The sequence below is a fragment of the Anaeromyxobacter sp. genome (assembly GCA_016718565.1).
GTDB lineage: Bacteria > Myxococcota > Myxococcia > Myxococcales > Anaeromyxobacteraceae > JADKCZ01.
In genome coordinates this window covers 303,297-326,356 of sequence record JADKCZ010000001.1, presented here as the reverse complement: position 1 = coordinate 326,356, position 23,060 = coordinate 303,297, and the positions used below count along the sequence as shown (strand labels likewise).

20 protein-coding genes and 2 pseudogenes are annotated in these 23,060 nt (G+C 76.7%); 11 read left to right on the top strand and 11 right to left on the bottom strand.

From position 1 onward, the window contains the following. Positions 1–37: 37 nt before the first annotated feature. From IPO09_01430 to IPO09_01420, 3 genes are all read right to left on the bottom strand, one after another. Positions 38–3,574, bottom strand: a complete 3,537-nt coding sequence (locus IPO09_01430) for a hypothetical protein (GenBank protein ID MBK9516013.1) — start codon at positions 3,572–3,574, stop codon at positions 38–40. A gap of 81 nt (positions 3,575–3,655) precedes the next feature. Then, positions 3,656–4,186, bottom strand: a complete 531-nt coding sequence (gene hpt / locus IPO09_01425; GenBank protein MBK9516012.1) for a hypoxanthine phosphoribosyltransferase — start codon at positions 4,184–4,186, stop codon at positions 3,656–3,658. A gap of 96 nt (positions 4,187–4,282) precedes the next feature. Next, positions 4,283–4,492 carry a hypothetical protein gene (locus IPO09_01420; protein MBK9516011.1) on the bottom strand — a complete coding sequence of 70 codons (210 nt, stop codon included), beginning with the start codon at positions 4,490–4,492 and terminating at the stop codon, positions 4,283–4,285. 225 nt (positions 4,493–4,717) lie between these two features. Between IPO09_01420 and ispE the strand changes: the two genes are divergently transcribed. The 3 genes from ispE to IPO09_01405 all read left to right on the top strand — a co-directional run bounded on the left by ispE (position 4,718) and on the right by IPO09_01405 (position 6,966). Continuing rightward, the gene (gene ispE / locus IPO09_01415; GenBank protein MBK9516010.1) at positions 4,718–5,620 is read left to right on the top strand and encodes a 4-(cytidine 5'-diphospho)-2-C-methyl-D-erythritol kinase; all 903 of its coding nucleotides are present in this window, start codon (positions 4,718–4,720) and stop codon (positions 5,618–5,620) included. Beyond that, positions 5,587–5,886 carry a septation regulator SpoVG gene (gene spoVG / locus IPO09_01410; GenBank protein MBK9516009.1) on the top strand — a complete coding sequence of 100 codons (300 nt, stop codon included), beginning with the start codon at positions 5,587–5,589 and terminating at the stop codon, positions 5,884–5,886. The genes ispE and spoVG overlap by 34 nt, the downstream gene beginning before the upstream one ends. Before the next feature lie 114 nt (positions 5,887–6,000). Then, positions 6,001–6,966 carry a ribose-phosphate pyrophosphokinase gene (locus tag IPO09_01405; protein ID MBK9516008.1) on the top strand — a complete coding sequence of 322 codons (966 nt, stop codon included), beginning with the start codon at positions 6,001–6,003 and terminating at the stop codon, positions 6,964–6,966. A 10-nt stretch (positions 6,967–6,976) separates the two neighbouring features. Here the strand turns inward: IPO09_01405 and IPO09_01400 are convergent, their stop codons facing one another. The 5 genes and pseudogenes from IPO09_01400 to IPO09_01380 form a co-directional block, all read right to left on the bottom strand. Next, positions 6,977–8,485, bottom strand: coding sequence for a hypothetical protein (locus IPO09_01400; GenBank protein MBK9516007.1), 1,509 nt, complete (start codon positions 8,483–8,485; stop codon positions 6,977–6,979). A gap of 204 nt (positions 8,486–8,689) precedes the next feature. Beyond that, positions 8,690–9,040, bottom strand: a complete 351-nt coding sequence (locus IPO09_01395; protein MBK9516006.1) for a cytochrome c — start codon at positions 9,038–9,040, stop codon at positions 8,690–8,692. A gap of 432 nt (positions 9,041–9,472) precedes the next feature. Next, positions 9,473–9,808, bottom strand: a pseudogene (locus IPO09_01390) (cytochrome c). Further along, positions 9,791–10,876 (bottom strand): annotated as a pseudogene (locus IPO09_01385) (cytochrome c). The pseudogenes IPO09_01390 and IPO09_01385 overlap by 18 nt, the downstream one beginning before the upstream one ends. A gap of 270 nt (positions 10,877–11,146) precedes the next feature. After that, complete coding sequence (locus IPO09_01380; GenBank protein ID MBK9516005.1) at positions 11,147–11,302, bottom strand: hypothetical protein; 156 nt, start codon at positions 11,300–11,302, stop codon at positions 11,147–11,149. A 289-nt stretch (positions 11,303–11,591) separates the two neighbouring features. On the opposite strand from IPO09_01380, the gene IPO09_01375 reads away from it, so the two are divergent. The 7 genes from IPO09_01375 to IPO09_01345 all read left to right on the top strand — a co-directional run bounded on the left by IPO09_01375 (position 11,592) and on the right by IPO09_01345 (position 16,541). After that, positions 11,592–12,314 carry a 50S ribosomal protein L25/general stress protein Ctc gene (locus IPO09_01375; GenBank protein ID MBK9516004.1) on the top strand — a complete coding sequence of 241 codons (723 nt, stop codon included), beginning with the start codon at positions 11,592–11,594 and terminating at the stop codon, positions 12,312–12,314. A gap of 5 nt (positions 12,315–12,319) precedes the next feature. Further along, the gene (locus IPO09_01370) at positions 12,320–12,898 is read left to right on the top strand and encodes an aminoacyl-tRNA hydrolase (protein ID MBK9516003.1); all 579 of its coding nucleotides are present in this window, start codon (positions 12,320–12,322) and stop codon (positions 12,896–12,898) included. Positions 12,899–13,043: 145 nt separating this feature from the next. Beyond that, positions 13,044–13,502 (top strand): 30S ribosomal protein S6, encoded by a 459-nt coding sequence (gene rpsF, locus IPO09_01365; GenBank protein ID MBK9516002.1) that lies wholly within the window; start codon positions 13,044–13,046, stop codon positions 13,500–13,502. A 3-nt stretch (positions 13,503–13,505) separates the two neighbouring features. Further along, positions 13,506–13,904 carry a 30S ribosomal protein S18 gene (locus IPO09_01360; protein MBK9516001.1) on the top strand — a complete coding sequence of 133 codons (399 nt, stop codon included), beginning with the start codon at positions 13,506–13,508 and terminating at the stop codon, positions 13,902–13,904. Positions 13,905–13,913: 9 nt separating this feature from the next. Then, positions 13,914–14,360, top strand: coding sequence for a 50S ribosomal protein L9 (locus IPO09_01355; protein ID MBK9516000.1), 447 nt, complete (start codon positions 13,914–13,916; stop codon positions 14,358–14,360). Positions 14,361–14,766: 406 nt separating this feature from the next. Then, the gene (locus tag IPO09_01350; protein MBK9515999.1) at positions 14,767–15,867 is read left to right on the top strand and encodes an aminoglycoside phosphotransferase family protein; all 1,101 of its coding nucleotides are present in this window, start codon (positions 14,767–14,769) and stop codon (positions 15,865–15,867) included. Then, entirely contained in the window at positions 15,864–16,541 is a 678-nt protein-coding gene (locus IPO09_01345; protein MBK9515998.1) for an adenylyl-sulfate kinase, read from the top strand. The genes IPO09_01350 and IPO09_01345 overlap by 4 nt, the downstream gene beginning before the upstream one ends. Here the strand turns inward: IPO09_01345 and amrS are convergent. The 3 genes from amrS to IPO09_01330 form a co-directional block, all read right to left on the bottom strand. Beyond that, the gene (gene amrS / locus IPO09_01340) at positions 16,424–17,503 is read right to left on the bottom strand and encodes an AmmeMemoRadiSam system radical SAM enzyme (GenBank protein ID MBK9515997.1); all 1,080 of its coding nucleotides are present in this window, start codon (positions 17,501–17,503) and stop codon (positions 16,424–16,426) included. The genes IPO09_01345 and amrS overlap by 118 nt on opposite strands. Next, positions 17,500–18,864: an AmmeMemoRadiSam system protein B gene (gene amrB, locus IPO09_01335; protein ID MBK9515996.1), complete on the bottom strand. Its 1,365-nt coding sequence runs from the start codon at positions 18,862–18,864 to the stop codon at positions 17,500–17,502. The genes amrS and amrB overlap by 4 nt, the downstream gene beginning before the upstream one ends. Before the next feature lie 180 nt (positions 18,865–19,044). Then, on the bottom strand, positions 19,045–20,859 hold the full coding sequence (locus IPO09_01330) for a protein kinase (protein ID MBK9515995.1): 1,815 nt from the start codon (positions 20,857–20,859) through the stop codon (positions 19,045–19,047). A gap of 78 nt (positions 20,860–20,937) precedes the next feature. On the opposite strand from IPO09_01330, the gene IPO09_01325 reads away from it, so the two are divergent. Continuing rightward, the gene (locus IPO09_01325) at positions 20,938–22,998 is read left to right on the top strand and encodes a S9 family peptidase (protein ID MBK9515994.1); all 2,061 of its coding nucleotides are present in this window, start codon (positions 20,938–20,940) and stop codon (positions 22,996–22,998) included. Positions 22,999–23,060: the final 62 nt, after the last annotated feature.

Below are 23,060 nucleotides of genomic sequence, written 5' to 3'. Positions count from 1 at the left end.
CCCGCGCCGGGCAGGTGCCCGCGGCGCGGGCAGGCGTCTACCTGAAGATCTTCCCCAGCCCCTTGGCCTTGAGCTCGCCCATCTCCTTGGCCAGCCGGCCCAGCCGGTCGGTCTTGTCGGCCACCTCGCGCTGCAGCCGGGTGATGCGGGTGTCGCGCTCCGCCACCGCCGCCGCCAGCGCCTCGCGCTCCTCGCGCAGCCGGGCCAGCCCGGCCTCGCCGCCCTGGTCCGCGCCCGGCGCGGCCAGCGCCGCCAGCCCCGCCTCGGCGGCGTGGGCCCGTGCCGCGGCCTCGCTGGCCCGGGCGTCGGCCTCGGCCGAGCGGCGCGCCATCTCCACCAGCCGCGACTCCGCCTGCGAGGCGCGCGCCTCGGCGGCGGCCAGCGCGGCCTGGTCGGCGCCGCCGTCGAGCGGCCCCGGACCGCTGGTCAGCTCGCGGACCACCGCCTCCAGCCGGGCCACCTCCTTGCGCAGCCCCACCGCCTCGGCGGTGCGCGCGGCCACCTCGTCGCGCACCCGCGTCAGGTCCGGCGGAGGCAGGGCCTGGGTGGCGGCCTGGGCCGCCAGCGCCGCCTGCAGCCGCTGCTCGATCTCCTCCTTCTCCCAGCGGATGGCCTGCAGCTCGGCGTCGATCTCCGCCGCGCTCCCCTCGGCCACCTCCTGCGCGGTGCGGGCCGCCGCCAGCTCGGCCTCCACCACCCGGCGCGCCTCCTCGGCCGCCGCCAGCGCCTGCTGCAGCCCGTCGAGCTGGCCCGCGGCCGCCACCTGCCCCTCCCCGCGCGCCTCGGCCTGGCTGGCGCGCACCTCGGCCTGGCTGGCCTGTGCTGCCGCCTCGCCGGCGCGCGCCTCGGCCTGCCGGCGCGCCTCGGCCGCCTCGTCCGCCAGGGCCAGGGCCTCTGCGGCCCGCGCCTCCGCCTGTCCGCGCCGCTCGCTCTCGGCATCGAGGCGGGCCTGCGCGTCGACCAGCCCCGCCTGCAGCGCCTCGCGCTCGGCCGCCAGCTCCGCCTCGGCCGCCCTGAGCCCGATCACCTCGGCCGAGAGCGCCTCGGCCCGCCCGGCCAGCGCCGCCGACTCCTCCTCGCGGCTGCCGGCCTGGCTGGCCCGCCCCTCGGCCGCCTCCACCTGCGCCGTGGCCTCGGTGGCCCTGGCCTCGGCTGCCTCGGCCCGCGCCTGCTGCTCGGCGGCGCGCGCCCTGGCCTCCGCCGCCCCCCGCTCGGCCGCCTCGGCCCGGGCGCGCGCCTCCTCCAGCGCCTGCCCGGCCGCCTCCGCCGCCGCCTGGGCCTCGGCCTCCCGCGCCGCCAGGGCCGCCTCGCCGGCCGCCGCCGCCTGCCTGGCGGCCTCGGCCGACTGGCCGGCCTGGCGGCCGATCTCGCGCTGCGCCGCCAGCTCCCGGGTCAGCTCCGCGGCCTGGGCCGCCTGCTCCGCCTGCCCGGCGCGCAGGGCCTCGAGCTCGCCGCGGGCCTCGGCCAGCGCGGCCTCCCGTCCGCCCACCTCGCCGCGGGCGGCCGCCAGCCCGGCGCGGGCAGCCTCGGCCTCTGCGCGGGCCCGCTCGGTCTCCGCGCGTGCCGCCTCGGCCTCCGCGCGGGCCGCTGCCACCGCCGCCACCGCCTCCGCCGCCGCGCCCGCCTGGGCGCGCGCCGCCGCCAGCGCCTGGTCGGCGCGCAGCGCCTCGCCGCGGGCGGTGTCGATCACCCGGTGGGCCACGTCGGCCTCGCTGCGGGCCGTCACCGCCTGCTCGCGCAGCCCGTCCACCTCGGCCCGGAAGCGGGCCGCCTCCTGCCTGGCCTGCTCAAGCTCGGCGCGGCCGGCCTCCACCTGCGCCGCCGCCTCGGCCCGGACCTGGTCGGCCAGCCGCTGGGCCGCCTCGACCTCGGCGTGCACCACCCCCTGCTGCCCCTGCCGCCGCTCCAGCTCCTCCTCCAGCGCCTCGACCCGCGCCTCGGCCTGGTCGGCCCGACCCAGGGCCGACGCCAGGGCGCTGTGGCCCGCCTGCGCCTCGGCCCGGGCGGCCTGCAGCGCCGCCTGCGCCTCGTGCATGGCGCCGGAGCTGCCGGCCAGCTCGGTGACGGCCCGGGTCCGCTCCTCGCCGACACGCGAGGCCTCCAGCTCGGCCTCGGCCACCCGCCGCTGCAGCCCGTCCACCTGCCCCCGCAGGTCGCCCACCTCGCGCTCGCGCAGCGCCAGCACCTGCCCGAAGCGCTCGGCGTCGGCCCGGGCGGCGTGCCCGGCCTCGCGCTCGGCGTCGCAGAGCGCCTCGGCGCCGCGCAGCCGCTCGGCGGTGGAGGTGAGCTCGCCCTTGAGCCGCTCCACCGAGCCGGCCCCCTCGGCCCGGGCCGCCTCGACCTCGCGCCGTGCACCCTCCACGGCCTCGTCGCGCGCCGCCACCGCCTGCGCCAGGGCCGCCGCCAGCTCGCCCTGGGCCCGCTCCACCGCCGCGGCCGTGCCGGCCAGGGCCGCGGCCACGTCGCGCTGCTGCCGCTCCACCGCCAGGGTGGCCTCGCCCTGGGCCGCCGCCAGCTCCCGCCGCAGCGCCTCGAGCTCGGCGCGCGCCGCGGCGTCGGACGCCGCCAGGCCGTCGCGCTCAGCGCCGGCGGCCTCGAGCTGACCCGCCAGCCGCTCCGCCTCGGCCCTCGCCTCGGCCTCGGCGGTGAGGGCGGCGTCGCGGTCCTGCGCCAGCCCCTCGCGCTCCTGGGAGGCCGCCTCGCGCTCCGAGAGCAACCCCTGGCGCTCGGCGCGCAGGGCGTCGCGCTCGGCCAGCACCTCGGCCAGCTCGGCCGCCGACCGCTCGGCCGCGCCCCGGACCTCCTGCTCCACCCGCTGGGCCTCGGCCAGCGCGGCCTCGCCCTCGGCCCGCGCCTCCGCCGCCGCGCGCCGCGCCGCCGCCGCCGCCTCCAGCAGGTCCCGCGACGGCATGGCCGCCAGCGTCAGGCCGGACAGGCCGGTGGCGTCGTCGCCGCAGATGGCGATCCAGCCGGCCGCCTCGGCCTCGCCGGCGTGCGAGCCGTCCACGCTCACGTCGGGCTCGCCGCCGCCCGGCGGGGGCAGCACCACCGCGTAGCCCACCGAGGCCGACAGCGTGGCCACCTCCACCGAGGGGAAGTGCTCCACCAGCGCGGCCACGAAGTCCTGGTAGGGCGGGGCCAGCAGCGGCTCCGGCTGGCCCGCCAGGTCGGCCAGGGTGTGGCCGTCGGGCGCCGACAGGGCGGTCACCAGGTGGCCGCCGTCGGCCAGGAGCCGCCGCAGCGCCGCCAGCCTGGCCAGGTCGGCGGCCAGGGGGGCGCCGTCGGCCAGCAGGATCAGGTCGAAGGCGCCGGGCTTGAGGGTGCCGACGTCCAGCGCCTCGAAGCGCACGAACGGGTGGTGGCCGGCCCGCCGGGCCTGGGCCAGGTCGGCCTCGTCGGCCTCCACGCTCAGCACCGCCGCGGCGCCGCGATCGGCCAGCAGGAGGGCGCTGGCGCCGTCGGTGGCGGCGGCCGCCCCGAGCTCGAGGACCCGCCGCCCCTCCAGCAGGGGCTCGATGAAGCTGTAGCGGGCGAGGAGCTCGCCCGCGCCGTTGCGCGCGAAGAAAGGGGACATGTCCAGGCGATGGTACACCCGCCCCGGCGGGTTCGCGCCTATCTGGCCGGGGGTGGCGGACCCCTCCGCCGGGGGCCCCCGTCACCTGAGATGCAGCAGCGCCACGTGGGGCAGGTTGCGGAGCCGGCCGTCGTAGTCCAGCCCGTAGCCCACCACGAAGCGGTCCTCGATGGTGAAGCCCCGGAAGTCGACGGGCACCTGGACCTTGGCCCGGGCCGGCTTCTCCAGCAGGGCCGCCACCTTGAGGGTGCGCGGGCGCCGGGTGGCCAGGTTGTCGAGCAGGTAGCGGATGGTCAGGCCGGTGTCGACGATGTCCTCCACCAGCAGCACGTCCTCGCCCTCGATGCTGCGGGCCAGGTCGGTGGTGATGCGCACCACGCCGGTGGACTGGGTGCCCTGGTAGGAGGAGACGCCGATGAAGTCCACCTCCAGCTCCGGCAGCGGGATGGCCCGCACCAGGTCGGCCAGGAACATGAAGCTGCCCTTCAGCACGCCGACGCAGACCAGCCGCTTGCCGGTGTGCTGCGCGGCGATGTCGCGGCCCAGCTCGGCGATGCGCTCGCGGATCTGGGCCTCCGAGATGAGGACCTGGGTGTCGTAGGCGGGGGGCATGGCGCGCCACTCTAGCAGCGCCGCCAGGGCGCCGGGGCGACCTCGGGTGGCGTGCCGCAGCGCGGCGCGGGGCGGTGGCGGGCGGCGGCCTTCGGCTCAGCCCTTGGCGACCGGCCGCTCCGGCGGCAGGCGGGAGCGGCCGTCGGGCAACAGGTCCGGCGGCACCGCCGCCCCCGCCAGCGTCAGCCGGTAGCGGACGCACCGGTCGAAGCCGCTGTCGCAGAAGAGCGTCTGCCAGACGGTGAGCGCGCTCCTGGTCCCCAGCTGGTCGTGCAGGGTGCACCGCTTGGCGTGTGGGCAGGACATCGTGGAGCCTCCGGCCTCACCCCACTGCACCGGGCGGACCAGCCGCCTGGACGCAGCGTGAACACGGATCGGCCTGCTGGGCGGCCCTTCGGGCCCGAGGCCCCGCGGCGGCCGCCTGGGTTGTCCCCACCCCGCGGTACGGCGTGACCGTGGGGCGGATGAGGGCGGACGGGGGCGGGCCGGCCACACGCCACCACCGGTGCGGCGGGGTGGTAGAGAGGGGCGGTGCGCCTCGTCACGCTCGCCCCCGCCAAGGTGAACCTCGTCCTCAAGGTCGGCCCGCTCAGGGCCGACGGCTTCCACGATCTCGTCAGCCTGCTGGTCCCGCTCGACCTCGGCGACGGGATCGAGGTGCGGGTGGCGGCGCGCGCCGGGCCGGTCACCTGCCGCACGCCGGGCCACCCGGACCTGGCGGGCCCGGGCAACCTGGCGGCCCGCGCGGCCGAGGCCTTCCGGCGGCGCTTCGGCGTGGACCGCGGGGTGGCCGTCACCATCCAGAAGCGCACGCCGGTGACGGCGGGGCTGGGGGGCGGCTCCTCCGACGCCGCGGCGGTGCTGCGCTGCCTGGCCCGGGCCTTCGGGGTGCGGGACGCGGCGGCGCTCGCCGAGGTGGGGCTCGCCATCGGCTCGGACGTCCCCTTCTTCCTCGGCCCGGGCCCCGCCTGGGCCGCCGGGCGCGGCGAGCGGCTCACCCCCGCCGAGGTCCCGCCGCTGCACCTGGTGCTGGCCTACCCGCGTGATCCGGCCCTGGCCATCCGGGCCGGTGAGGCCTACCGCTGGCTCGACGAGGCCCGCGCCGGCCGGCCGGCGCCCCGCCTGCGCCGCCCCGCAGGGCCCTTCCGGCCGACCCAGGCGGGGAACGACCTCCAGGGCGGCTGCGTGGCCCACCGCCCCGCCTTAGGACCGCTGCTGGGTTCCCTGGTGGGCGCCGGCGCCGAGGTGGCGCTGCTGTCCGGCAGCGGCCCCACCGTCTACGGGCTCTTCGCCGGTCGGGCCGCCGCCCGGCGCGCGGCCTCGGCGGTGCAGGCTGTCGAGGGCCCGGGCGTCCGGGTCCTCGTCGCACGGACGGTGCAGCGGCCGCCGAGGGTGTCGCCATGGAGATCACCGAGGTCCGCGTCTTCCCGGTGAACGAGGAGAAGCTGCGCGCCTACGTCACCGTCACCCTCGACGACTGCTTCGTGGTGCGCGACCTGAAGGTCATCCACGGCACCGCCGGGCTGTTCGTGGCCATGCCGGCCAAGCGGCGCAAGGACGGCACCTTCAAGGACATCGCCCACCCGCTCAACGCCGAGACGCGCGAGCGGTTCGAGCGGGCCATCCTGGCGGCCTACGACCGCGAGCTCAGGGGCGCCGAGACGCCGCGGGCCACCGGCACCGACCCCCACGCCGACTGACCGCGTCCGGCGCCCTCCGCCACGCTGGATCCGGCCAGCGGGAGGGCGGATTCGGCGGTCGACGGGTGGGCCTCCGCCTGCTATGAGCCCCCTCGCACCCCATCCGGAGGCTCGATGTCCAGCAACGGCAATCGCTCCGACTACAAGCTCTTCGCCGGCAACTCCAACCGGAGGCTGGCCGAGGCCATCTCGCAGGCGCTGGGCAAGCCCCTGTCGCAGTGCATGGTGGGCCGCTTCTCGGACGGCGAGATCCAGGTGGAGATCGGCGAGAACATCCGCGGCCTCGACACCTACATCATCCAGTCCACCTGCCAGGACGCCAACTCCAACCTGATGGAGCTGCTCATCATGATCGACGCGCTCAAGCGCGCGTCGGCCGGCACCATCAACGCGGTCATCCCCTACTACGGCTACGCCCGCCAGGACCGCAAGGTGGCCTCGCGCAGCCCCATCACCGCCAAGCTGGTGGCCGACCTGCTGGTGGCGGCCGGCGCCACCCGCGTGGTGTCGATGGACATGCACGCCGGACAGATCCAGGGCTTCTTCAACATCCCCTTCGACCACCTCTACGGCGCGCCGGTGCTGCTCGACCACATGAAGAAGCGGTTCGAGGGCAAGACCGACGACCTGATCATCGTCTCGCCCGACGCCGGCGGCGTGGAGCGCGCCCGCGCCTACTCGAAGCGGCTGGGCGCCGGCCTGGGCATCGTGGACAAGCGGCGCCTCAAGGCCAACGTGGCCGAGGTGCTGAACGTCATCGGCGACGTCAACGGCAAGGTGACGGTGCTGCTCGACGACATGATCGACACCGCCGGCACCCTGACCCAGGCCGCCAACGCCCTGGTCGACAAGGGCGCGGCCAAGGTCTACGCCTACGCCACCCACGCGGTGCTCTCCGGCCCGGCCGTCGAGCGCATCATCAAGAGCCCCATCGAGGAGGTCGTGGTGACCGACTCGATCCCGCTCTCGGCGGCCGCGGCCGCCTGCCCGAAGATCAAGGCGCTCTCCTGCGCCAGCCTCTTCGCCGAGGCGGTCCGCCGCATCCACCACGGCGACTCGCTGTCGAGCCTGTTCGTCTAGGGCCGGCCCCTCACCAGCAGAGCCGCAGCGCCACCCGCCCGCCAAGGGCCTCGGCCCACGCCGAGCGGACCTGGTAGGCGCCGCTCGGATCGGTGGGCAGCGACCAGCGGGTGGCGGACCAGCTGCCCAGCAGCCGCGCCGAGAGCGGCCCGCCGAGGGCGACCTCCGCCCCGGCCTCCACCCCCAGGCCGAGCGCGCTGCCGCCAGGGAAGAAGGCGGCCCCGCCGGCCAGGTCGGGGGCGTCGCGCCACCAGGCCAGCCGCGCGCCGGCCAGCACGGTCACCCGTCCCGCCCCGAGGCGCCGCTCCAGGTCGAGCCCGCCCGTGGGTCCCTCGAGCCGGGAGTCGGGCAGCCCCGGGATGCCGGCGCCGCCCACCGCGCCCACCCGGAAGGACTCGCGGCCCCAGCCCACCCAGGGCACCAGCACCAGCCGCTGGCCCACCCGGGCGCGCCAGAGCAGGCCGGCCCGCAGCTCGAGGAAGGTGGCGCGATGCGTCCCGGCCGCGCCCGGGAGCGCCACGCCGCCCTGCCAGGCCCCGTCGCCGAAGAGCCCCAGCCCGGCGGCCGTGCCGCCGGCCGCGGCCAGCGGGAAGACCTCGAGCCTGAGCCGCGGCGTGAGAGGCAGGGTGGCCGTGTAGCCGACCGGGGCGGTGCCGGCGCCCGGGAAGGTGAGGGCGCGGCGGGAGGGGGCGAGGCCAGCCTCCAGGGTGAGCCAGCGAGGGGCAGGGCTGCTTGGGGCCGGACCGCCAGGTGCAGGGCTGCGAGCATCCGCACTCCCTCTCCCCCAGCTGGCTGGGGGAGAGGGCCGGGGTGAGGGGGCGCCACGCTCCGCCGCGGCAGGCGGAGACACGGAGGTCGAGGTCGGGGTCGAGGTCGGGGTCGGGGTCGAGGTCGGGGTCGAGGTCGGGGTCGAGGTCGGGGTCGGGGTCGGGGTCGAGGTCGAGGTCGAGGTCGAGGTCGGGGTCGAGGTCGGGGTCGAGGTCGGGGTCGAGGTCGAGGTCGGGGTCGAGGTCGAGGTCGGGGTCGATGGGGCGCCGCGCCCCGCCCCCAGCACCGCGTCGAGGTCGCGCGCCACCCCGGCCAGCGCGGATGGCCGCGGCAGGCCGTCGCGGCCGAGCGGCAGGGTCCAGGTCCGCGCCGGTCGTTCACCCTTCGTGAAGAGCGCCAGCGAGAGGACGCGCCCCGCCGACTCGGTCCAGACCGAGCCGACCAGCACGGCCTGCGCGCCGAGCCGGCGGGTCCGGGCCAGGTCGCGGCCGGGCGAGCCGCTGGCCTTCACCCCTGCCAGGCACGGGCGCGCCTCGCACAGCGCGGCGACCAGCCTGGCCCCGATCGCGCCGCCGGGGTCGCGGCGCACCGGCGAGATGGCGAGGCGGCCGGCCTCGGGTCTGGCGGGAGCCCCCGCAGGCGCGGCCGCCGGCCGGGGGCCGTGCGTGGCGCCGCGGGCCTGGTCGCCACGGGCCGGCGCCGCGCCCAGGCAGGACGCCACCAGCAGCGCGAACCACCTGGCCAGTTGCACCTGCTCCTCCGCTCGCGGCGGCGCCGCGGCGCGCCTGGCCGCCTCGCCGCCCTCGTCATCCTGCCACCACACACCAGAAACGCCCCGCCCCGCGGCTGCGAGGCAGGGCGTCGCTGGTTCACCCGGACCGGCCCGGGCCCGCACGGAGCGGGCGCGGACCAGCCGGGAGACCGGGGCCAGGCCGGAGCCCGGCCCCGTGGTCCGCTACGGCGCCGCCGCGATGGCGGCCAGCTGGGCCGGGGTCAGGGCGCGCAGCGCCGCCGAGCCCATGCCACCCCGGTTGGAGTTGATGGCGCTCTGGGTGCTGCTCGCCGACGCGCCCTTCTTCGAGTTGCCGTGGCACCCGGCGCAGTACTGGTTGTAGAGCGCCGTGCCGTCGAGCGGCGGGGTGTAGGTGCAGGCCTGCATGGTCACCGGCGCGCCGCCGGTGCAGCCGGCCGGCGAGGAGGTCAGCACGCTGCGGGTCTGGGTGTTGTTCGGCTGGCAGGCGCCGTAGGCCGAGTAGGTGAACGAGCTGCAGGTGGTGACCGGCGGCACGTAGGTGCAGGCCTGCATGGTCACCGGCGCGCCGCCGGTGCAGCCGGCCGGCGAGGAGGTCAGCACGCTGCGGGTCTGGGTGTTGTTCGGCTGGCAGGCGCCGTAGGCCGAGTAGGTGAACGAGCTGCAGGTCGTGACCGGCGGCACGTAGGTGCAGGCCTGACTGGTCACCGGCGCGCCGCCGGTGCAGCCGGCCGGCGAGGAGGTCAGCACGCTGCGGGTCTGGGTGTTGTTCGGCTGGCAGGCGCCGTAGGCCGAGTAGGTGAACGAGCTGCAGGTGGTGACCGGCGGCACGTAGGTGCAGGCCTGGCTGGTCACCGGCGCGCCGCCGGTGCAGCCGGCCGGCGAGGAGGTCAGCACGCTGCGGGTCTGGGTGTTGTTCGGCTGGCAGGCGCCGTAGGCCGAGTAGGTGAACGAGCTGCAGGTCGCCGGGGTCGGGTTGCCCGCCGCGGCGATGGCCGCCACCTGCGCCGGGGTCAGGGCGCGCAGCGCCGCCGTGCCCATGCCGCCCCGGTTGGAGTTGATGGCGCTCTGGATGCTGCTGGCCGAGGAGCCCAGCATCGAGGTGCCGTGGCAGCCGGCGCAGTACTGCGTGTAGAGCGCCGCGCCGTCGGGCGGCGGGGTGGTGCCGCAGGCCTGCGAGAGCACCGGCGTGCCGCTGCAGCCGGCCGGCGCGGAGGCCAGCACGGTGCGGGTCTGCGCGCCGCTGCTGCAGGTGGACCAGGCGCTGTAGGTGTAGGTGCAGGCGGCCGGCGGGGTGGTGCCGGAGCGCAGCGCGGTGGCGATGGCGGAGAGCTGGGTGCCGCTGAGGGCCCGCAGCGCCGCCGTGCCCATGCCGCCCTCGTTCTCGGCGATGGCCTCGGCGATGGAGCTGGCCGACTCGCCGCGCACCTGGCTGGAGGCCAGCCCGCCGTGGCAGGAGGCGCAGTTGGAGGCGTACAGCGCCGCGCCGTCGGTGGTGGTGGGCGGCGGGGTGGTGCCCGGGCCGGCCGGCATGTTGGCGGCGGTGAAGGTGCCGGCGGCCAGGTTGCTGAGCCGGCCGGTGAAGATGACCTTGCCGGTCTCGCGGTTGGTGACGGTCACCACCCCGTCGTCGCGGCGCACCCGCACGTCCTCGAGCAGGACCCGCACCGCGGCCTTGTCGACCCGGGGGTCGGTGATGCCGTACCGCTCGAAGAGCGGCGCCAGCACGCTGCGCAGCTGCACCAGCAGGGCGCTCGCCCGGGTGGAGGCCTCCCGCTTGTCGTCGGAGCTGGAGGTCTGGAAGACCTGCTCGTCGTCGCTGCCGCCGGAGGCGGCGCCGAAGGCCACGTCGGTGATGGGGTTCACGTCCAGGTTCTCGTTGCCCTCGGTCACCGCGTAGAGCTTCTTGGCCCCGGCGGCGTCGGCCCACTCCACCCGCAGCATGTACGGCGGCGTCAGCCCGGCCACGTCCACGGAGAAGGACCCATCCGCCCGGGTGGCCACCAGCCGCTGCTGCTGCTGGGCCGACGAGTCGGCCAGCGTCACGGTCCCGGTCACCGGGGCGTCGGACAGCGCCACGCCGGTCACCGCCGCGCCGTTCACTTCGTTCCCGCCACAGGCCACGAGCACCAGGCCGGCTGCGACCGCAGCCAGCCACACCACACCACTCGACGTCATCGGCTTCGTCATGCGTCCTCCTCGAACGCTGCAGGTGGACGCCTCGGGGTTTCGGACAGGTCCTCCTGACCCCATCCTCGACCTGGACCGCTGCTGTGCCGGTCCAGGTAGGTCCCCGTGGCGCAGGCCTCTCCGATGAGCACGTGAACCGCGTTCAAGGGACAGACGTGTCCCGTGGTTACGCGACACGCCGCGGAGCGTCAACCGATCCATGTGCCTGATTGTACTGAGGAAGCACACGGTGTGCGCCGACCAGATGCGGTGTGCGCCTCGAGCGATATCGACACCTTGGACTGACTCCAGCGGGTTACCGCGACTGGAGTATGAGTTTGCTGGCACCCAAGAGGGCCAGCCAGCTCGCGCGAGGAGAGACGGACTGAGGGGTGGTGTCTCGGCGGAGGAGCCGCGCGCCCGGGGCGATCACGAGCGCTGCGCGCCGGAGCCCCGGCCAGCAGGTGGCCGGCGGCTCGGGTGCCAGCGTGCTCAGCCGCGGGCGGGCGGCGTGGGCCGGGCGGCCTGGGCCACCTCGGCGCCGGCCGGCGCGGCGACCTGATCGGCGACGCTCGGCGCGGCGGCCAGGCTGAAGAGGAACCCGGCTTCGACGATCACGACCAGCACCGCAGTGACGATGGACTTCATGGGACGGCCTCCTTGTGGCTCGTGGCTCCACCTACGGAGGCGGGCGGGAGGTATTTCGCGGAGGGGAAGCCGGACCCGCCCGGGCCCAGGTCGACCGCCCAGCCTGGCCAGGCCCCCCCGCCCGCTTGACCACCCCGGCCTGATCGGCTAATCACCCGCCTTCCCTGGGGTCCAGAGCAGCCGCCGCACGGGCCCCTTTCACCGTCACCCAGGGCAGCCGCCTTCACCGGCGCCAGCCCCTCGCCCGAGCCCTTCGAGGGGCCGGCTCGAGTCCATTGGGAGGTCTCGCATGTCGCAGAACGTTCTCACCGCCGAGAAGCGCGAGGGCAAGGGCAAGGGCCCGGCCCGCCGCCTCCGCCAGAAGGGGCTCATCCCGGCCGTCAGCTACGGCAAGCAGGGCGCCCCCTCGCACCTGTCCGTCGATCCCGGCCTCCTGATGGAGGCCATCGCCACGCCCCGCAAGTTCAACACCCTCCTGACCCTCAAGGTCGAGGGCACCGAGACCTTCGTCCTCTTCAAGGACTACCAGGTCGACCCGGTGACCCGCCGCCTGCTGCACGCCGACTTCCTCGAGGTGAAGCTCGACGAGCCGGTCAAGGTGGCCGTGCCGGTGTCCATCGTCGGCAAGTCGATCGGCAGCCTGGAGGGCGGCATCCTCTCGGTGTCGGCCCACACCATCGTGGTGCAGGCGCTCCCCACCAAGATCCCGGAGAAGATCGAGGTGGACGTCACGCCGCTCAAGGTGGGCGCGTCCATCCACATCTCCGAGGTGAAGGCCCCCGAGGGCTGCACCTTCAAGTTCTCCACCGACTACGTGGTGGCCTTCGTGGCCATCCCGGAGAAGGAGGAGGTCGTCGCCGTCGCCGCCGCCGTCCCGGGCGCCGAGGGTGCGGCCCCGGCCGCTGGCGCGGCTCCGGCTGCTGGCGCGGCTCCGGCCGCGGGCGCGGCCCCGGCCGCCAAGGGTGGTGCCGCTCCGGCGGCTGCCCCGGCCAAGGACGCGAAGAAGAAGTAGCCCCCGTGAAGCTCGTCGTCGGCCTGGGCAACCCCGGGGACGCCTACGCCAGGACCCGCCACAACGTCGGCTGGAACGTCGCCGACCGCCTGGCGGGTCTCCTCGGGGCCAGCTTCACCGTGAAGAAGTTCGCGGCGGAGCTGGCCGAGGCCAGGAGCGGCGACGAGCGGATCTGGATCATGAAGCCCCAGACCTTCATGAACCGCTCCGGCGAGTCCGTCGGGCCGGCGCTCAAGTTCTGGAAGCTGGACCCGGCGGACCTGGTGGTGGTCCACGACGACCTGGAGCTCGACCCCCTGCGGGTCCAGCTCAAGGTGGGCGGTGGCCACGGCGGGCACAACGGGCTGAAGAGCGTCAACGCCCACGTGGGCACCCCCGACTACGCGCGCCTGCGCGTGGGCGTGGGCCGCCCGCCGGCGCAGGTGGATCCAGCCGACTACGTGCTCGGCCGCTTCCCGCGCGCCGAGGACGACAGGCTGGAGGCCTGCGTCGAGTGGGCGGCCGAGGCGACCCGGCTGTGCTGCGTGCTGGGGGCGGCCAAGGCGATGAACCAGGTGAACCGCCGGCGCGAGCCGGCGGGGTAGCAGGACCGGCGGGCCCGCTGCGGGCCGCCGCCGGGTGGTGAGGCAGGGCGTGCGGCCAGGGCATCGGGCCCTGGGGCGCGCGTGGCAGTGGACAGCAGCTCCTCGCGGCGGGTGAACCGCCGCTGTGAAACCGAGGGGAGTACCGATGACACAAGCATCGAAGCGTCTCGCACGCGAGTACGAGACCATCTACCTGCTCAAGGCGGAGACGCCCGACGAGCAGGTGGAGGAGATCAAGGAGCGGCTCCGCGGGGTGGTCACCCGCGAGACCGGCAAGGTGATCCGGTTCACCAACCAGGGGAAGCGCAAGACCGCCTTCCCCATCGGCAAGAACCCCCGGGCCCTCTACATGCACTGCCTGTACGTGGGCTCGCCGGGCCTGGTGGCCGAGTTCGAGCGCAACCTGAAGATGATCGACGCGGTGGTGAAGTTCCAGTCGGTCAAGCTGGCCGACGACGTGGACTTCGAGGCCCGCCAGATCGAGGCCGACGTGAAGGTGGCGCCGGTCGAGGACGAGACCAAGCCGCGCGAGGAGCGCGAGTTCGGCGAGCGCGAGGAAGGCTTCGAGGCCGACGGCCCTGCCTTCGAGCGGGGGGAGGAATAAGCCATGGCGCGTCCTGACATGGGTGGCAAGTCGTTCGGTGGTGGTGGCGGCGGCGGCGGCGGCGGCGGCTACGGCGGAGGGGGCAAGTCCTTCGGCGGCGGTGGCGGCGGCGGCGGCGGCGGCCGCGGCGGCGACCGCGAGGAGCGCGGCGAGCGCGGCGGCGAGGACGGCGGGCGGGGCCGCGGCTTCGGCCGCCGCAAGGTCTGCCGGTTCTGCGCCGACAAGGCCCTGAAGGTCGACTACAAGGACCAGCAGGCCCTCAAGTACTTCCTCACCGAGCGCGGCAAGATCATCCCCCGGCGCATCAGCGGCAACTGCGCCAAGCACCAGCGCGAGGTCGCCACCGCGGTGAAGCGCGCCCGCATGCTCGCCATCCTGCCCTACACCTCGGGCACGGCGTAGGAGCCCACCATGAAGCTCATCCTTCGTGAAGATGTGGAGAACCTGGGCAAGGGCGGCGAGCTCGTCGACGTCAAGCCCGGCTACGGCCGCAACTACCTCCTCCCCCGCGGGCTGGCCGTGCAGGCCAACTCGAAGAACGTCCGGGAGATGGAGCACCAGAAGTCCGTGGCGCAGGCCAAGGCGGCCAAGCTGAAGGCCTCGGCCGAGGCCGTCGCCAAGCGGCTGGCCGACACCGCCATCACCCTGAAGCGCAAGGTCGGGGAGCAGGACAAGCTGTACGGCTCCGTCACCGCCCTGGACCTGGTCGAGGCCCTGGCCGCCCGCGGCCTGCAGATCGACCGGCGCACCATCGACCTCTCCGAGCCGCTCAAGACGCTGGGCGACTTCGAGGTGCCGGTGAAGCTGCACTCCGAGGTGGTCGGCAAGGTGAAGGTGAAGATCGTGGCCGAGGCGTAGTCCCGCCTCGACCGTCGCCGGGTCCCTCGCGGGGCCGGTCCCTCCGGGGGCCGGCCCCGCTCCCTTTTCGCACGCCCGCTGGCCTTCCGGCGCGCCCGCTGCCTGGCGAGGTCACCCTCATCGGGTGCGGCAACGAACCTCCCGCCCGGATCGCGACAGGCCGCCGCCGAAGGCCTACGATCTCCTGGCAGCACACACGAAGGAGCCCGTCATGACCACCACCACCACCACCAGCACCGGCTCGGGTCTCGGCGCCACCACCAGGCTGACCATCCTCGTGGCCGCCTTCATCGGCGTCGTGGTCGTCGCGCTCATGCTGCTCGGCCGCTGATTCGCCGAGCCAGGTCGTCGTCCCAGTCCGTGGCGGCCGGATCGCAGGGCGCGGTCCGGCCGCGGGGAGCGCGCCATGCCCACCACCCTGCCGGCCCCGGGCGAGGTGTCCACCGAGGCCCTGGCCCAGGCGGTGGGTCGGCTCCTGCCCGGCGCCCGGCTGCTGTCGGCCGAGCCGCTGGGGGCCGAGCGCCCCGGGGCCGTGGCGCGCAAGGCCACCGGGTACGGCCGGCCGGTGAAGCTGCAGGTCGAGCTGCCCGGCGGCGAGCGCCGGGCCCTGGTCTTCCGCACCGCCGCGCCCGACGAGTTCGGCCACGATCGGCGCTCCGACCGGACCGCCGAGCTGCAGCTGTCCTTCGACACCTTCGAGCTGGTCCCGGACCACGTCCTGCCGCTCGACGTGGGCGCCCTGACGCCCGGGGGGCTCACCTCGCTGCGCGGGGCGGGCGAGCCCTACCTCATCACCGACTTCGCCGAGGGGCGGCTCTACGCCGACGACCTGCGCGCCCTGGCCCGCGACGACGTGGCGCCGCTCGACCTGGACCGCGCCCGGGCGCTGGCCCGCTGGCTGGCCCGCCTGCACGCCACCCGGCTGGAGGACCCGGTGGCCTGGCGGCGCGCCGTGCGCGACCTGGTCGGCTCGGGCGAGGGGATCTTCGGGCTGGTGGACGCCTACCCGCCGGCCGTCCCGGGCGCGCGGCCCGCGGCGCTGCAGGCGCTCGAGCGCCAGGCCCTCGACTGGCGCTGGCGGCTGCGCGACCGGGCCGACCGGCTGCGCCGCATCCACGGCGACTTCCACCCCTTCAACCTGCTCTTCGACGCGGGGCTCGGGCTCACCGTGCTCGACGCCAGCCGCGGCGCCGCCGGCGACCCGGCCGACGACGTCACCGCCCTGTCCGTCAACTACCTGTTCTTCGCCCTGCAGGCGCCGGGGCGCTGGCGCCGCGGCTTCGCGCCGCTCTGGACGGCCTTCTGGGAGACCTACCTGAGCCACGCCGGCGAGGCGGTGCTGGAGGCGGCGCCGCCCTTCCTGGCCTGGCGCGCCCTGGTGCTCTGCTGCCCGCGCTTCTACCCGGACCTGCCCGCCACCACCCGCGAGGCCCTGCTGGCCTGGGCCGGCCGCGTGGCGGCGCGCGACCGCTTCGACCCGGCGCTGGCGGCGGAGCTCTTCCCGTGAGGCGCGGCCGCGCGGCGCCGGCCGGACCGGCGCGGCGCGGCGCCGTGGCCTGGCTCACCGGGCTGCCGTCGTCGGGCAAGAGCACCCTGGGCCGCCGGCTGGCGGCGCGGCTCAGGGCGGCGGGCCGTCCCGCGGCGCTGCTCGACTCCGACGCGCTGCGGGCCGCGCTGGGGCGTCCGGCCGGGCGGGGCCCCGCCGAGCGGGCCGCCTTCTACCGCGCGCTGGCGCGGCTGGCGGCGCTGCTGGCGCGCCAGGGGCTCCTGGTGGTGGTGGCCGCCACCGCCAGCCGGCGCGCCTTCCGGGCCCGGGCCCGCGCGCTGGCCCCGGCCTTCCTGGAGGTCCACCTGGCCACCCCGGAGGCCACCTGCCGCCGCCGCGATCCCAAGGGGCTGTACGCCGGGGCCGCCGCCGGCCGGGTGCGCGGCCTCCCCGGCGCGGGGGCGGCCTACCAGCCCCCGCTCCGGCCCGACGTCACCGCCCGCGGCGGCCGCGACGCCGCGGCCCTCGAGGCGGCGCTGGCCGGGCTGGTGTCGCTGGCCGACCGCGCCGGCGCCGCTCAGCCCGCCAGGCGCACCGGGACGCGCCGCCGCCCGAAGCGGCCGGGGGCGGCGTCGAAGCGGCCGGCCAGGGTCCGGCCGCAGGCCTGGCAGCGCCCCTCCGGCGTCAGCCGGTAGTCGAGCAGCTCGTACCAGTCGCGGGCGATGACCACCTTGCCGCAGCCGGCGCAGCTGGTGGCGTCCCCCTCCAGGTCGTGCACGTTGCCCGTGTAGACGTGGCGCAGCCCGGCCGCCAGGGCCTGGCGGCGGGCCCGCGCCAGGGTGGCCGGCGGCGTGGCCGGCAGGTCGGCGAGCTGGAAGTCGGGGTGGAAGGCCGAGAAGTGCAGCGGCACGTCGGGGCCCAGGTGCTCGGCGATCCAGCCGGCCAGCGCCGCCACCTCGGCCTCGCCGTCGTTCTGGCCCGGGATGAGCAAGGTGGTGATCTCGGTCCAGACCCCCAGCGACTTCACCAGCACCTCCAGGGTCTCCAGCACCGGCGCCAGGTGGCCCAGGCACAGCCTCCGGTAGAAGCCCTCGGTGAAGGCCTTCAGGTCCACGTTGGCGGCGTCCATGCGCCCGAAGAGCTCCAGGCGCGGGGCGGCGCGCACGTAGCCGGCGGTGACCGCCACGGTCTTCACGCCGCGGGCGCGGCAGGCCTCCGCCACGTCGATGGCGTACTCGGCGAAGACCACCGGATCGTTGTAGGTGAAGGCCACGCTGCGGCACCCGAGCGCCACCGCCCGCGCCGCCACCTGCTCCGGCGTGGCCTGGTCCATCAGCCGGTCCAGGGCGGTGGCCCTGGAGAGGTCCCAGTTCTGGCAGAAGCGGCAGCCCAGGTTGCAGCCGGCGGTGCCGAAGGAGAGCACGCTGGAGCCCGGGTAGAAGTGGTGGAGCGGCTTCTTCTCGATGGGGTCCACGCAGAAGCCGGAGGACCGGCCCCAGGTGGTGGACACCAGCCCGTCGCCGGACCGCTGGCGCACGAAGCAGAAGCCGCGCTGCCCGTCGCGCAGCCGGCAGTCGCGCGGGCACAGGTCGCACTGGAGCCGGCCGTCGGGCAGGGCGTGCCACCAGCGGGCCGGGTGCGGGGCCGGGCCGCTCACCGCGGCTCCTGGTACCGCGCGGCGGTGAAGCGGGAGAGGCGCGTCCCGGGCACCCAGGTCTCCGGCAGCCCGGCCTTGCCCCGCAGGTGGCGCAGGAAGTCGCGCGGGTCGGGCAGCTGCTCCCACATGGCCGGGATGAAGGTGGCGCTGCGCCCCTCCGCCTCCAGCACCACCCCGTCCACCCCCGGGCGGAGCCGCGCCAGGGCCTCGGCCTCGTCCCGCGCCGGCAGCGGCTCCACCGGCGACAGCACCGAGACCTCGAAGTCCAGGCCGGGCAGCTCGCCGACCTCCACCGGGTCGAAGCGCGGGTCGCGGATGGCGGCGGCGCGGGCACAGGAGACCACCTCCTGGAAGAGCGTGGCGCGCGGCTCGAGGGCGCCGATGCAGCCGCGCAGCTGGCCGTGGTGGTGCAGGCTGACGAAGCAGGCCCGGCGCTCTTCCAGCCAGGGCTCGCCGGCCGGGAGCGCCGGGGGCGGCCCGCCGTAGAGGCTGGCCACCGCGGCGCGCGCCAGGCCGGTGACCACGCCGGCCCGGTGGTGCGCCGCCGGCCCCGCGCCCGGCGCCGGCGCGGGCGTCCGGTCCGGCGCCGGCCGCGGCGCGTGCAGGGCGAAGGCCCCGTAGCCCACCACCCGCTCCATGTCGCCGCAGGCGTCGCCCGAGTTGCGCAGGTCGAGCAGGGAGGCGGCCAGGTGGCGCCGCCGGGCCTCGAGCAGCAGGCCGGCCAGCGGGGTCCGGCCGCAGGCCTGCTCGCGCCCCAGCCCGGCGGCGTCCAGCGCCAGCACCTGGGCGGCGGTGCGCCGATCGAGGAGGCAGGCCTCGCCGTAGGCCAGGAAGTGCGACAGGTCGGTGGAGCAGACCACCAGGGTCTCCTCCCCTCCCCACAGGGCGTGCAGCACCTCGGCCACGTCCTCGGCCGAGCAGTGGCCCACCGTCAGCGGCACGAGCGAGAAGGCGCCCAGCGCCACCTGCAGGAAGGGGAGCTGCACCTCGAGCGCGTGCTCGCGCAGGTGGGCCTCCCCGCTCACCGTCACCTGCGGGAGCGCCAGGGCCTGCGCCACCCCGGCGGCGTCCACCGGGACCTCGCCGAGCGGGGTGCGGAAGCGCGCGACGTCCGGCAGCGCCAGGCCGGCGTGGCTGGTGGTGTGGGACGGCCCGAGCAGCACCACCCGCTCCACCGGCGGGCCCGGCGCGCGGAGCTGGGCGTAGGCGGTGGCCGCCACCGCCCCCGAGTAGACGTGGCCGGCGTGCGGCACCACCAGCGCCTTGGGCCGGGAGGGGCCCGGCGCCGGCGCGGCCGCCAGCAGGCGGGACACCTCGGCTCGCAGCGCCGCCGCGTCCCGCAGGTAGAAGGTGCCCGCCACGGCGGCGCGCCGCACCAGCGCTGGATCTGGGAGCGCGCTCCTCACCGCTCGATCGTAACGCCGGCAGCGGCCCTGGCCAGCCCACGGTCGGGCGCGCTCCCTCGGGTGCGACGCCAGGGCACGGCCCCGCCCGCGCCGGGACCGGCCGGGCCGGCGCCGGGCCCGGACGCGCCGCCAGCGCTAGGGCGTGGCGGCTGGCGGGACCGGCCCGGTCGGCGCCCCTGGCCCGGGCGCCGCGCCACCGGCCACCTCCCCGGGCGTCGGCCGGGTCAGGCGCACCGTCAGGTGGTACCAGTCGGTGGGCTTCTCCACCGGTCCGGTGGCCTCGGCGTGCTTCTCGCGCACCGCCAGGAAGTAGGTGCCCGGCTCCACCGCGGCGCGCAGCCGCTCCGGCTGGCCCGGCCCCCCCTCGTCGGCGCCGGCCACCAGCGGCGCGCTGGTCCGCTCGGACCCCTCCTGGCGCTGCCGGTTGAGCGACAGGGCCACGTCGAGGCCGCGGATCCCCTCGCCGGCCCGCTCACCCTCGAAGGTGGCCTCCAGCACCGACCCGGCCGCGCCGGCGGGCACCACCACCCGGTAGACGTCGAGGTCGCCCGAGCTGTCGGAGACCTTGGCCCCCACATGGCCCCGCACCAGCGCCAGCCCGCCGCCGGGCGCCCCGTCGGGCCCCGGCGGGAGCGGCAGGCTGGTGGCCTGCGGCGGCACGTTGTTGGGCTCGTGCTCCTCGCCGTCCACGTGGTCGGCCGGCCGGAGCGAGGCCGGCAGGGCCTGCACCAGCGCCGGAGCGCGGACCTGCAGGACGGCGTAGACGTCGGCCCAGCGCCAGGCCACCAGCCCGGCCGCCAGCAGCAGCAGCACGACCGACCAGGGCGCCACCACCCGGCTGCGCCGCAGCCGGATCACCTCGCGCTCGAAGGCCTCGAAGTCCTCGCGGCTGGCCAGGGCCAGCCCGCCGGTGGTGGCGGCGGCGCCGCCGCCGGTGGGCGGGCGCGGCGTGGGCGGCCGCCCGCCGGGCGCGGTCGAGGCCACCGCCGTGAGGGCGGCGCGCATCTCGTCCGCAGAGGCGAAGCGGTCGGCCGGCCGCTTCTCCAGCGCCCGGTGGATCACCGCGGCCAGCCCCTCGGAGACCCCCGGCGCCACCTGGTCGAGCGGCCGCGGCGGGTCGCGCAGGTGGGCGGAGACCATGGCCAGCGGGCTCATGCCGTGGAACGGCGGGCGGCCCGACACCAGCTCGTAGAGCAGCGCGCCCACCGAGTAGAGGTCGGCGCGGCCGTCGAGCGGCTCGCCGCGGGCCTGCTCGGGCGAGAGGTAGCTGGGGGTGCCGATGATGGCGCCGGCCGAGGTGGTGGAGAGGGCAGCCGGGTCGTCGCGCAGCTTGGCGATGCCGAAGTCCAGCACCTTGACGAAGTCCTCGCCGGCCCGCGTCGCCAGCAGCATCACGTTGGCCGGCTTGATGTCGCGGTGGACCACCCCGGCGTCGTGCGCCTCCGCCAGCGAGCCCAGCACCTGCTGCCCCAGGGCCACCACGCGCGCCTCCGGCAGGGCCCCCTGCTCGTGCAGCACGGTGGCCAGGTCGCGCCCCGGCACGTACTCCATGGCCAGGTAGAAGCCGTCGCCGCCGGGCAGCTCGCCGAAGTCGAAGACCGCGATGGTGTGCGGGTGGGAGAGGCGCGAGACGATCTGCGCCTCGGAGCGGAAGCGGGCCACCGCCCCCTCGTCGCGGGCGAAGGCGCCGCGCAGCAGCTTGAGCGCCAGCACCTTGCCCATGCGGATGTGCTCGGCCTTGTAGACCGCGCCCATGCCGCCCTCGCCGAGCAGCGAGAGGAGCCGGTAGCGGTCCGCCACCACCGCGCCGAGCAGCGCCTGGGTGGCGGTCCGCTCCGACGCCCCGCCGCGCAGGTCCTCGCCGCAGGCGGGGCAGAAGTTGACCGCCCCGGAGGCCACCTGCACCTGGTAGCCGCACGTGGAGCAGGGAGACGGGGACGGCCGCGACATGGGCCGGACAGCCTACCGCGCCGGGGCGCGGCCCGCCAAAGGGAGGCCCCGGCGGTCGCGTGGTAGAAGGTCGGCCCCATGACCACCTCGCTCCTGCTGGCGCTGGCGCTCCTGGCCACGCCCGCCCCGGCCGGCCCGGCCGCGGCCGGCCGCCGCCCCTTCTCCCTCGACGACCTGCTCTCGCTGGAGCGGGTCGGCGAGGTGGACCTCTCCCCCGACGGCGCCCTGCTGGCCTACACCCTGGCCCGCGTCCTGCCCGACGAGTCCGGCCTGCGCGCCGCGCTCTGGCTGGTGCCGGCCGCGGGCGGCGCGCCGCGCCGGCTCACGCACGGCGAGGGCTCGGTGCGCGCCCCGCGCTTCTCCCCCGACGGCCGGACCCTGGCCTTCGTCGCCACCCGCGGCGGCAGCCCGCAGATCTCCCTGCTCCCGCTCGACGGCGGCGAGGCGGCCCCGGCGCCGCTCGTGCCGGGCGGGGTGGCCGACTTCCGCTTCGCCCCCGACGGCGCGCTGCTGGTGCTGGCCGAGGTGGACCCGGCCTGCGGCGCCGATCTGGCCTGCAACCAGCGCGCGACCGCGGCCGCCGCGGGCCGGCCCTACCGCGCCGGTCGCCTCCTCTTCCGCCACTGGGACGAGTGGCGCACCCGGCTGCGCGTCCACCTGCTGCGGGTGCCGCTCGACGGCGGGGCCGCCGTGGACCTCACGCCCGGCGACCGCGACGCGCCGCCGGCCCACCGCGGCGGCCTCTCCGACGTGGCCACCTCGCCCGACGGGCGCACCGTCCTCTACGCCGCCATCACCGACCCGGTGGAGGCCACCTCCACCAACGCCGACCTGTACGCCGTGCCCGCCGCCGGCGGCCCGGCCCGCCAGCTGACCCGGGCGCCCGGCTGGGACGGCGCGCCGCGCCCCTCCCCGGACGGCCGCCGCCTGGCTTGGCTGCGGATGCCGCGCCCGGGCTTCGAGGCCGACCGGCGCCACGTCATGGTGGCCGCCGCCGACGGCAGCGGCGAGCGCGACCTGACCGCCGACCTGGACGTCTCGGCCGACGAGCTGTGGTGGACCGCCGACGGGCGGGCGCTGCGCTTCAGCTCGGTGGAGGCCGGCCGCAGCGCCATCTGGCAGGTGCCGGCCGGCGGCGGCACGGCCACCCAGCTGCTGGCCTCGAAGGTCCACCTGGCGGCGCTCAGGCCCGGGCGCGACGGCCGGCGGCTGGCGGCGCTGCTGGACTCGCTCGACCACCCGGCCGAGGTGGCGCTGGTGGAGGCCTGCCCGCAGGAGGCCGCACGCCTCTGCGCCAGGCCGCTCACCCGCACCTCGGCCGCGGTGCTCGATCGCGTGGAGATGGGCGCCTGGCGCCCGCTCGAGGCCACCTCGCCGGACGGCGCCGCGGTCCACGGCTGGCTGCTCACCCCGCCCGGCCACCGCCCCGGGCAGCGCCACCCCACCGTGGTGCTGGTGCACGGCGGGCCGCAGGGGGCCTGGAGCGACGCCTGGAGCTACCGCTGGAACCCGCAGCTCTACGCGGCCCGCGGCTGGACGGTGGTGCTGCCCAACCCGCGCGGCTCCACCGGCCACGGCCAGGCCTACACCGACGCGGTGAGCGGCGACTGGGGCGGGGCGCCCTACCAGGACATCATGGCCCTGACCGACGCCGCCGTCGCGTCGGGCGAGGCGGACGGGGCCCGCGCCTGCGCCGCCGGCGCCAGCTACGGCGGCTACATGGTCAACTGGATCAACGGCCAGACCGACCGCTTCCGCTGCCTGGTGAGCCACGCCGGCACCTTCGACACCGTGAGCGCCTCCTTCGACACGGAGGAGCTCTGGTTCACCGACTGGGACCTGGGGCGCGGCAAGGCCCCGTGGCAGGACCCGGCCGCCTACGAGCGCTGGTCGCCGCGGGCCTTCGTGGCGCGCTGGCGGACCCCCACCCTCGTGACCCATGGTGAACTGGACTACCGGGTGACGGTGACGCAGGGGCTCTCGACCTTCACCGCCCTGCAGCGGCGCGGGATCGAGTCGCGCCTGCTGGTCTTCCCGGACGAGAACCACTGGATCCTCAAGCCGCGCAACGCCCGGATCTTCCACGAGGAGGTGCTCGGCTGGATCGAGCGCCACCTCGGGGCCCCCAAGTCCCCCTGATCCCTCCATTGACGCGCTGCGTCCGGGGTTGTCCGCCCGGGCCGCCGTGTTAAGGTCCCGCC

Excerpts from the sequence above, each read along its gene's own strand:
- IPO09_01405 (MBK9516008.1), top strand. The coding sequence starts at position 6,001 with ATGTCCAGCAACGGCAATCGCTCCGACTACAAGCTCTTCGCCGGCAAC.
- hpt (MBK9516012.1), bottom strand. The coding sequence starts at position 4,186 with ATGCCCCCCGCCTACGACACCCAGGTCCTCATCTCGGAGGCCCAGATC.
- IPO09_01430 (MBK9516013.1), bottom strand. The coding sequence starts at position 3,574 with ATGTCCCCTTTCTTCGCGCGCAACGGCGCGGGCGAGCTCCTCGCCCGC.
- IPO09_01395 (MBK9516006.1), bottom strand. The coding sequence starts at position 9,040 with ATGCAGGCCTGCACCTACGTGCCGCCGGTCACCACCTGCAGCTCGTTC.
- IPO09_01330 (MBK9515995.1), bottom strand. The coding sequence starts at position 20,859 with ATGTCGCGGCCGTCCCCGTCTCCCTGCTCCACGTGCGGCTACCAGGTG.
- spoVG (MBK9516009.1), top strand. The coding sequence starts at position 5,587 with ATGGAGATCACCGAGGTCCGCGTCTTCCCGGTGAACGAGGAGAAGCTG.
- IPO09_01360 (MBK9516001.1), top strand. The coding sequence starts at position 13,506 with ATGGCGCGTCCTGACATGGGTGGCAAGTCGTTCGGTGGTGGTGGCGGC.
- IPO09_01325 (MBK9515994.1), top strand. The coding sequence starts at position 20,938 with ATGACCACCTCGCTCCTGCTGGCGCTGGCGCTCCTGGCCACGCCCGCC.
- IPO09_01350 (MBK9515999.1), top strand. The coding sequence starts at position 14,767 with ATGCCCACCACCCTGCCGGCCCCGGGCGAGGTGTCCACCGAGGCCCTG.
- rpsF (MBK9516002.1), top strand. The coding sequence starts at position 13,044 with ATGACACAAGCATCGAAGCGTCTCGCACGCGAGTACGAGACCATCTAC.
- IPO09_01355 (MBK9516000.1), top strand. The coding sequence starts at position 13,914 with ATGAAGCTCATCCTTCGTGAAGATGTGGAGAACCTGGGCAAGGGCGGC.
- IPO09_01420 (MBK9516011.1), bottom strand. The coding sequence starts at position 4,492 with ATGTCCTGCCCACACGCCAAGCGGTGCACCCTGCACGACCAGCTGGGG.
- IPO09_01380 (MBK9516005.1), bottom strand. The coding sequence starts at position 11,302 with ATGAAGTCCATCGTCACTGCGGTGCTGGTCGTGATCGTCGAAGCCGGG.
- IPO09_01375 (MBK9516004.1), top strand. The coding sequence starts at position 11,592 with ATGTCGCAGAACGTTCTCACCGCCGAGAAGCGCGAGGGCAAGGGCAAG.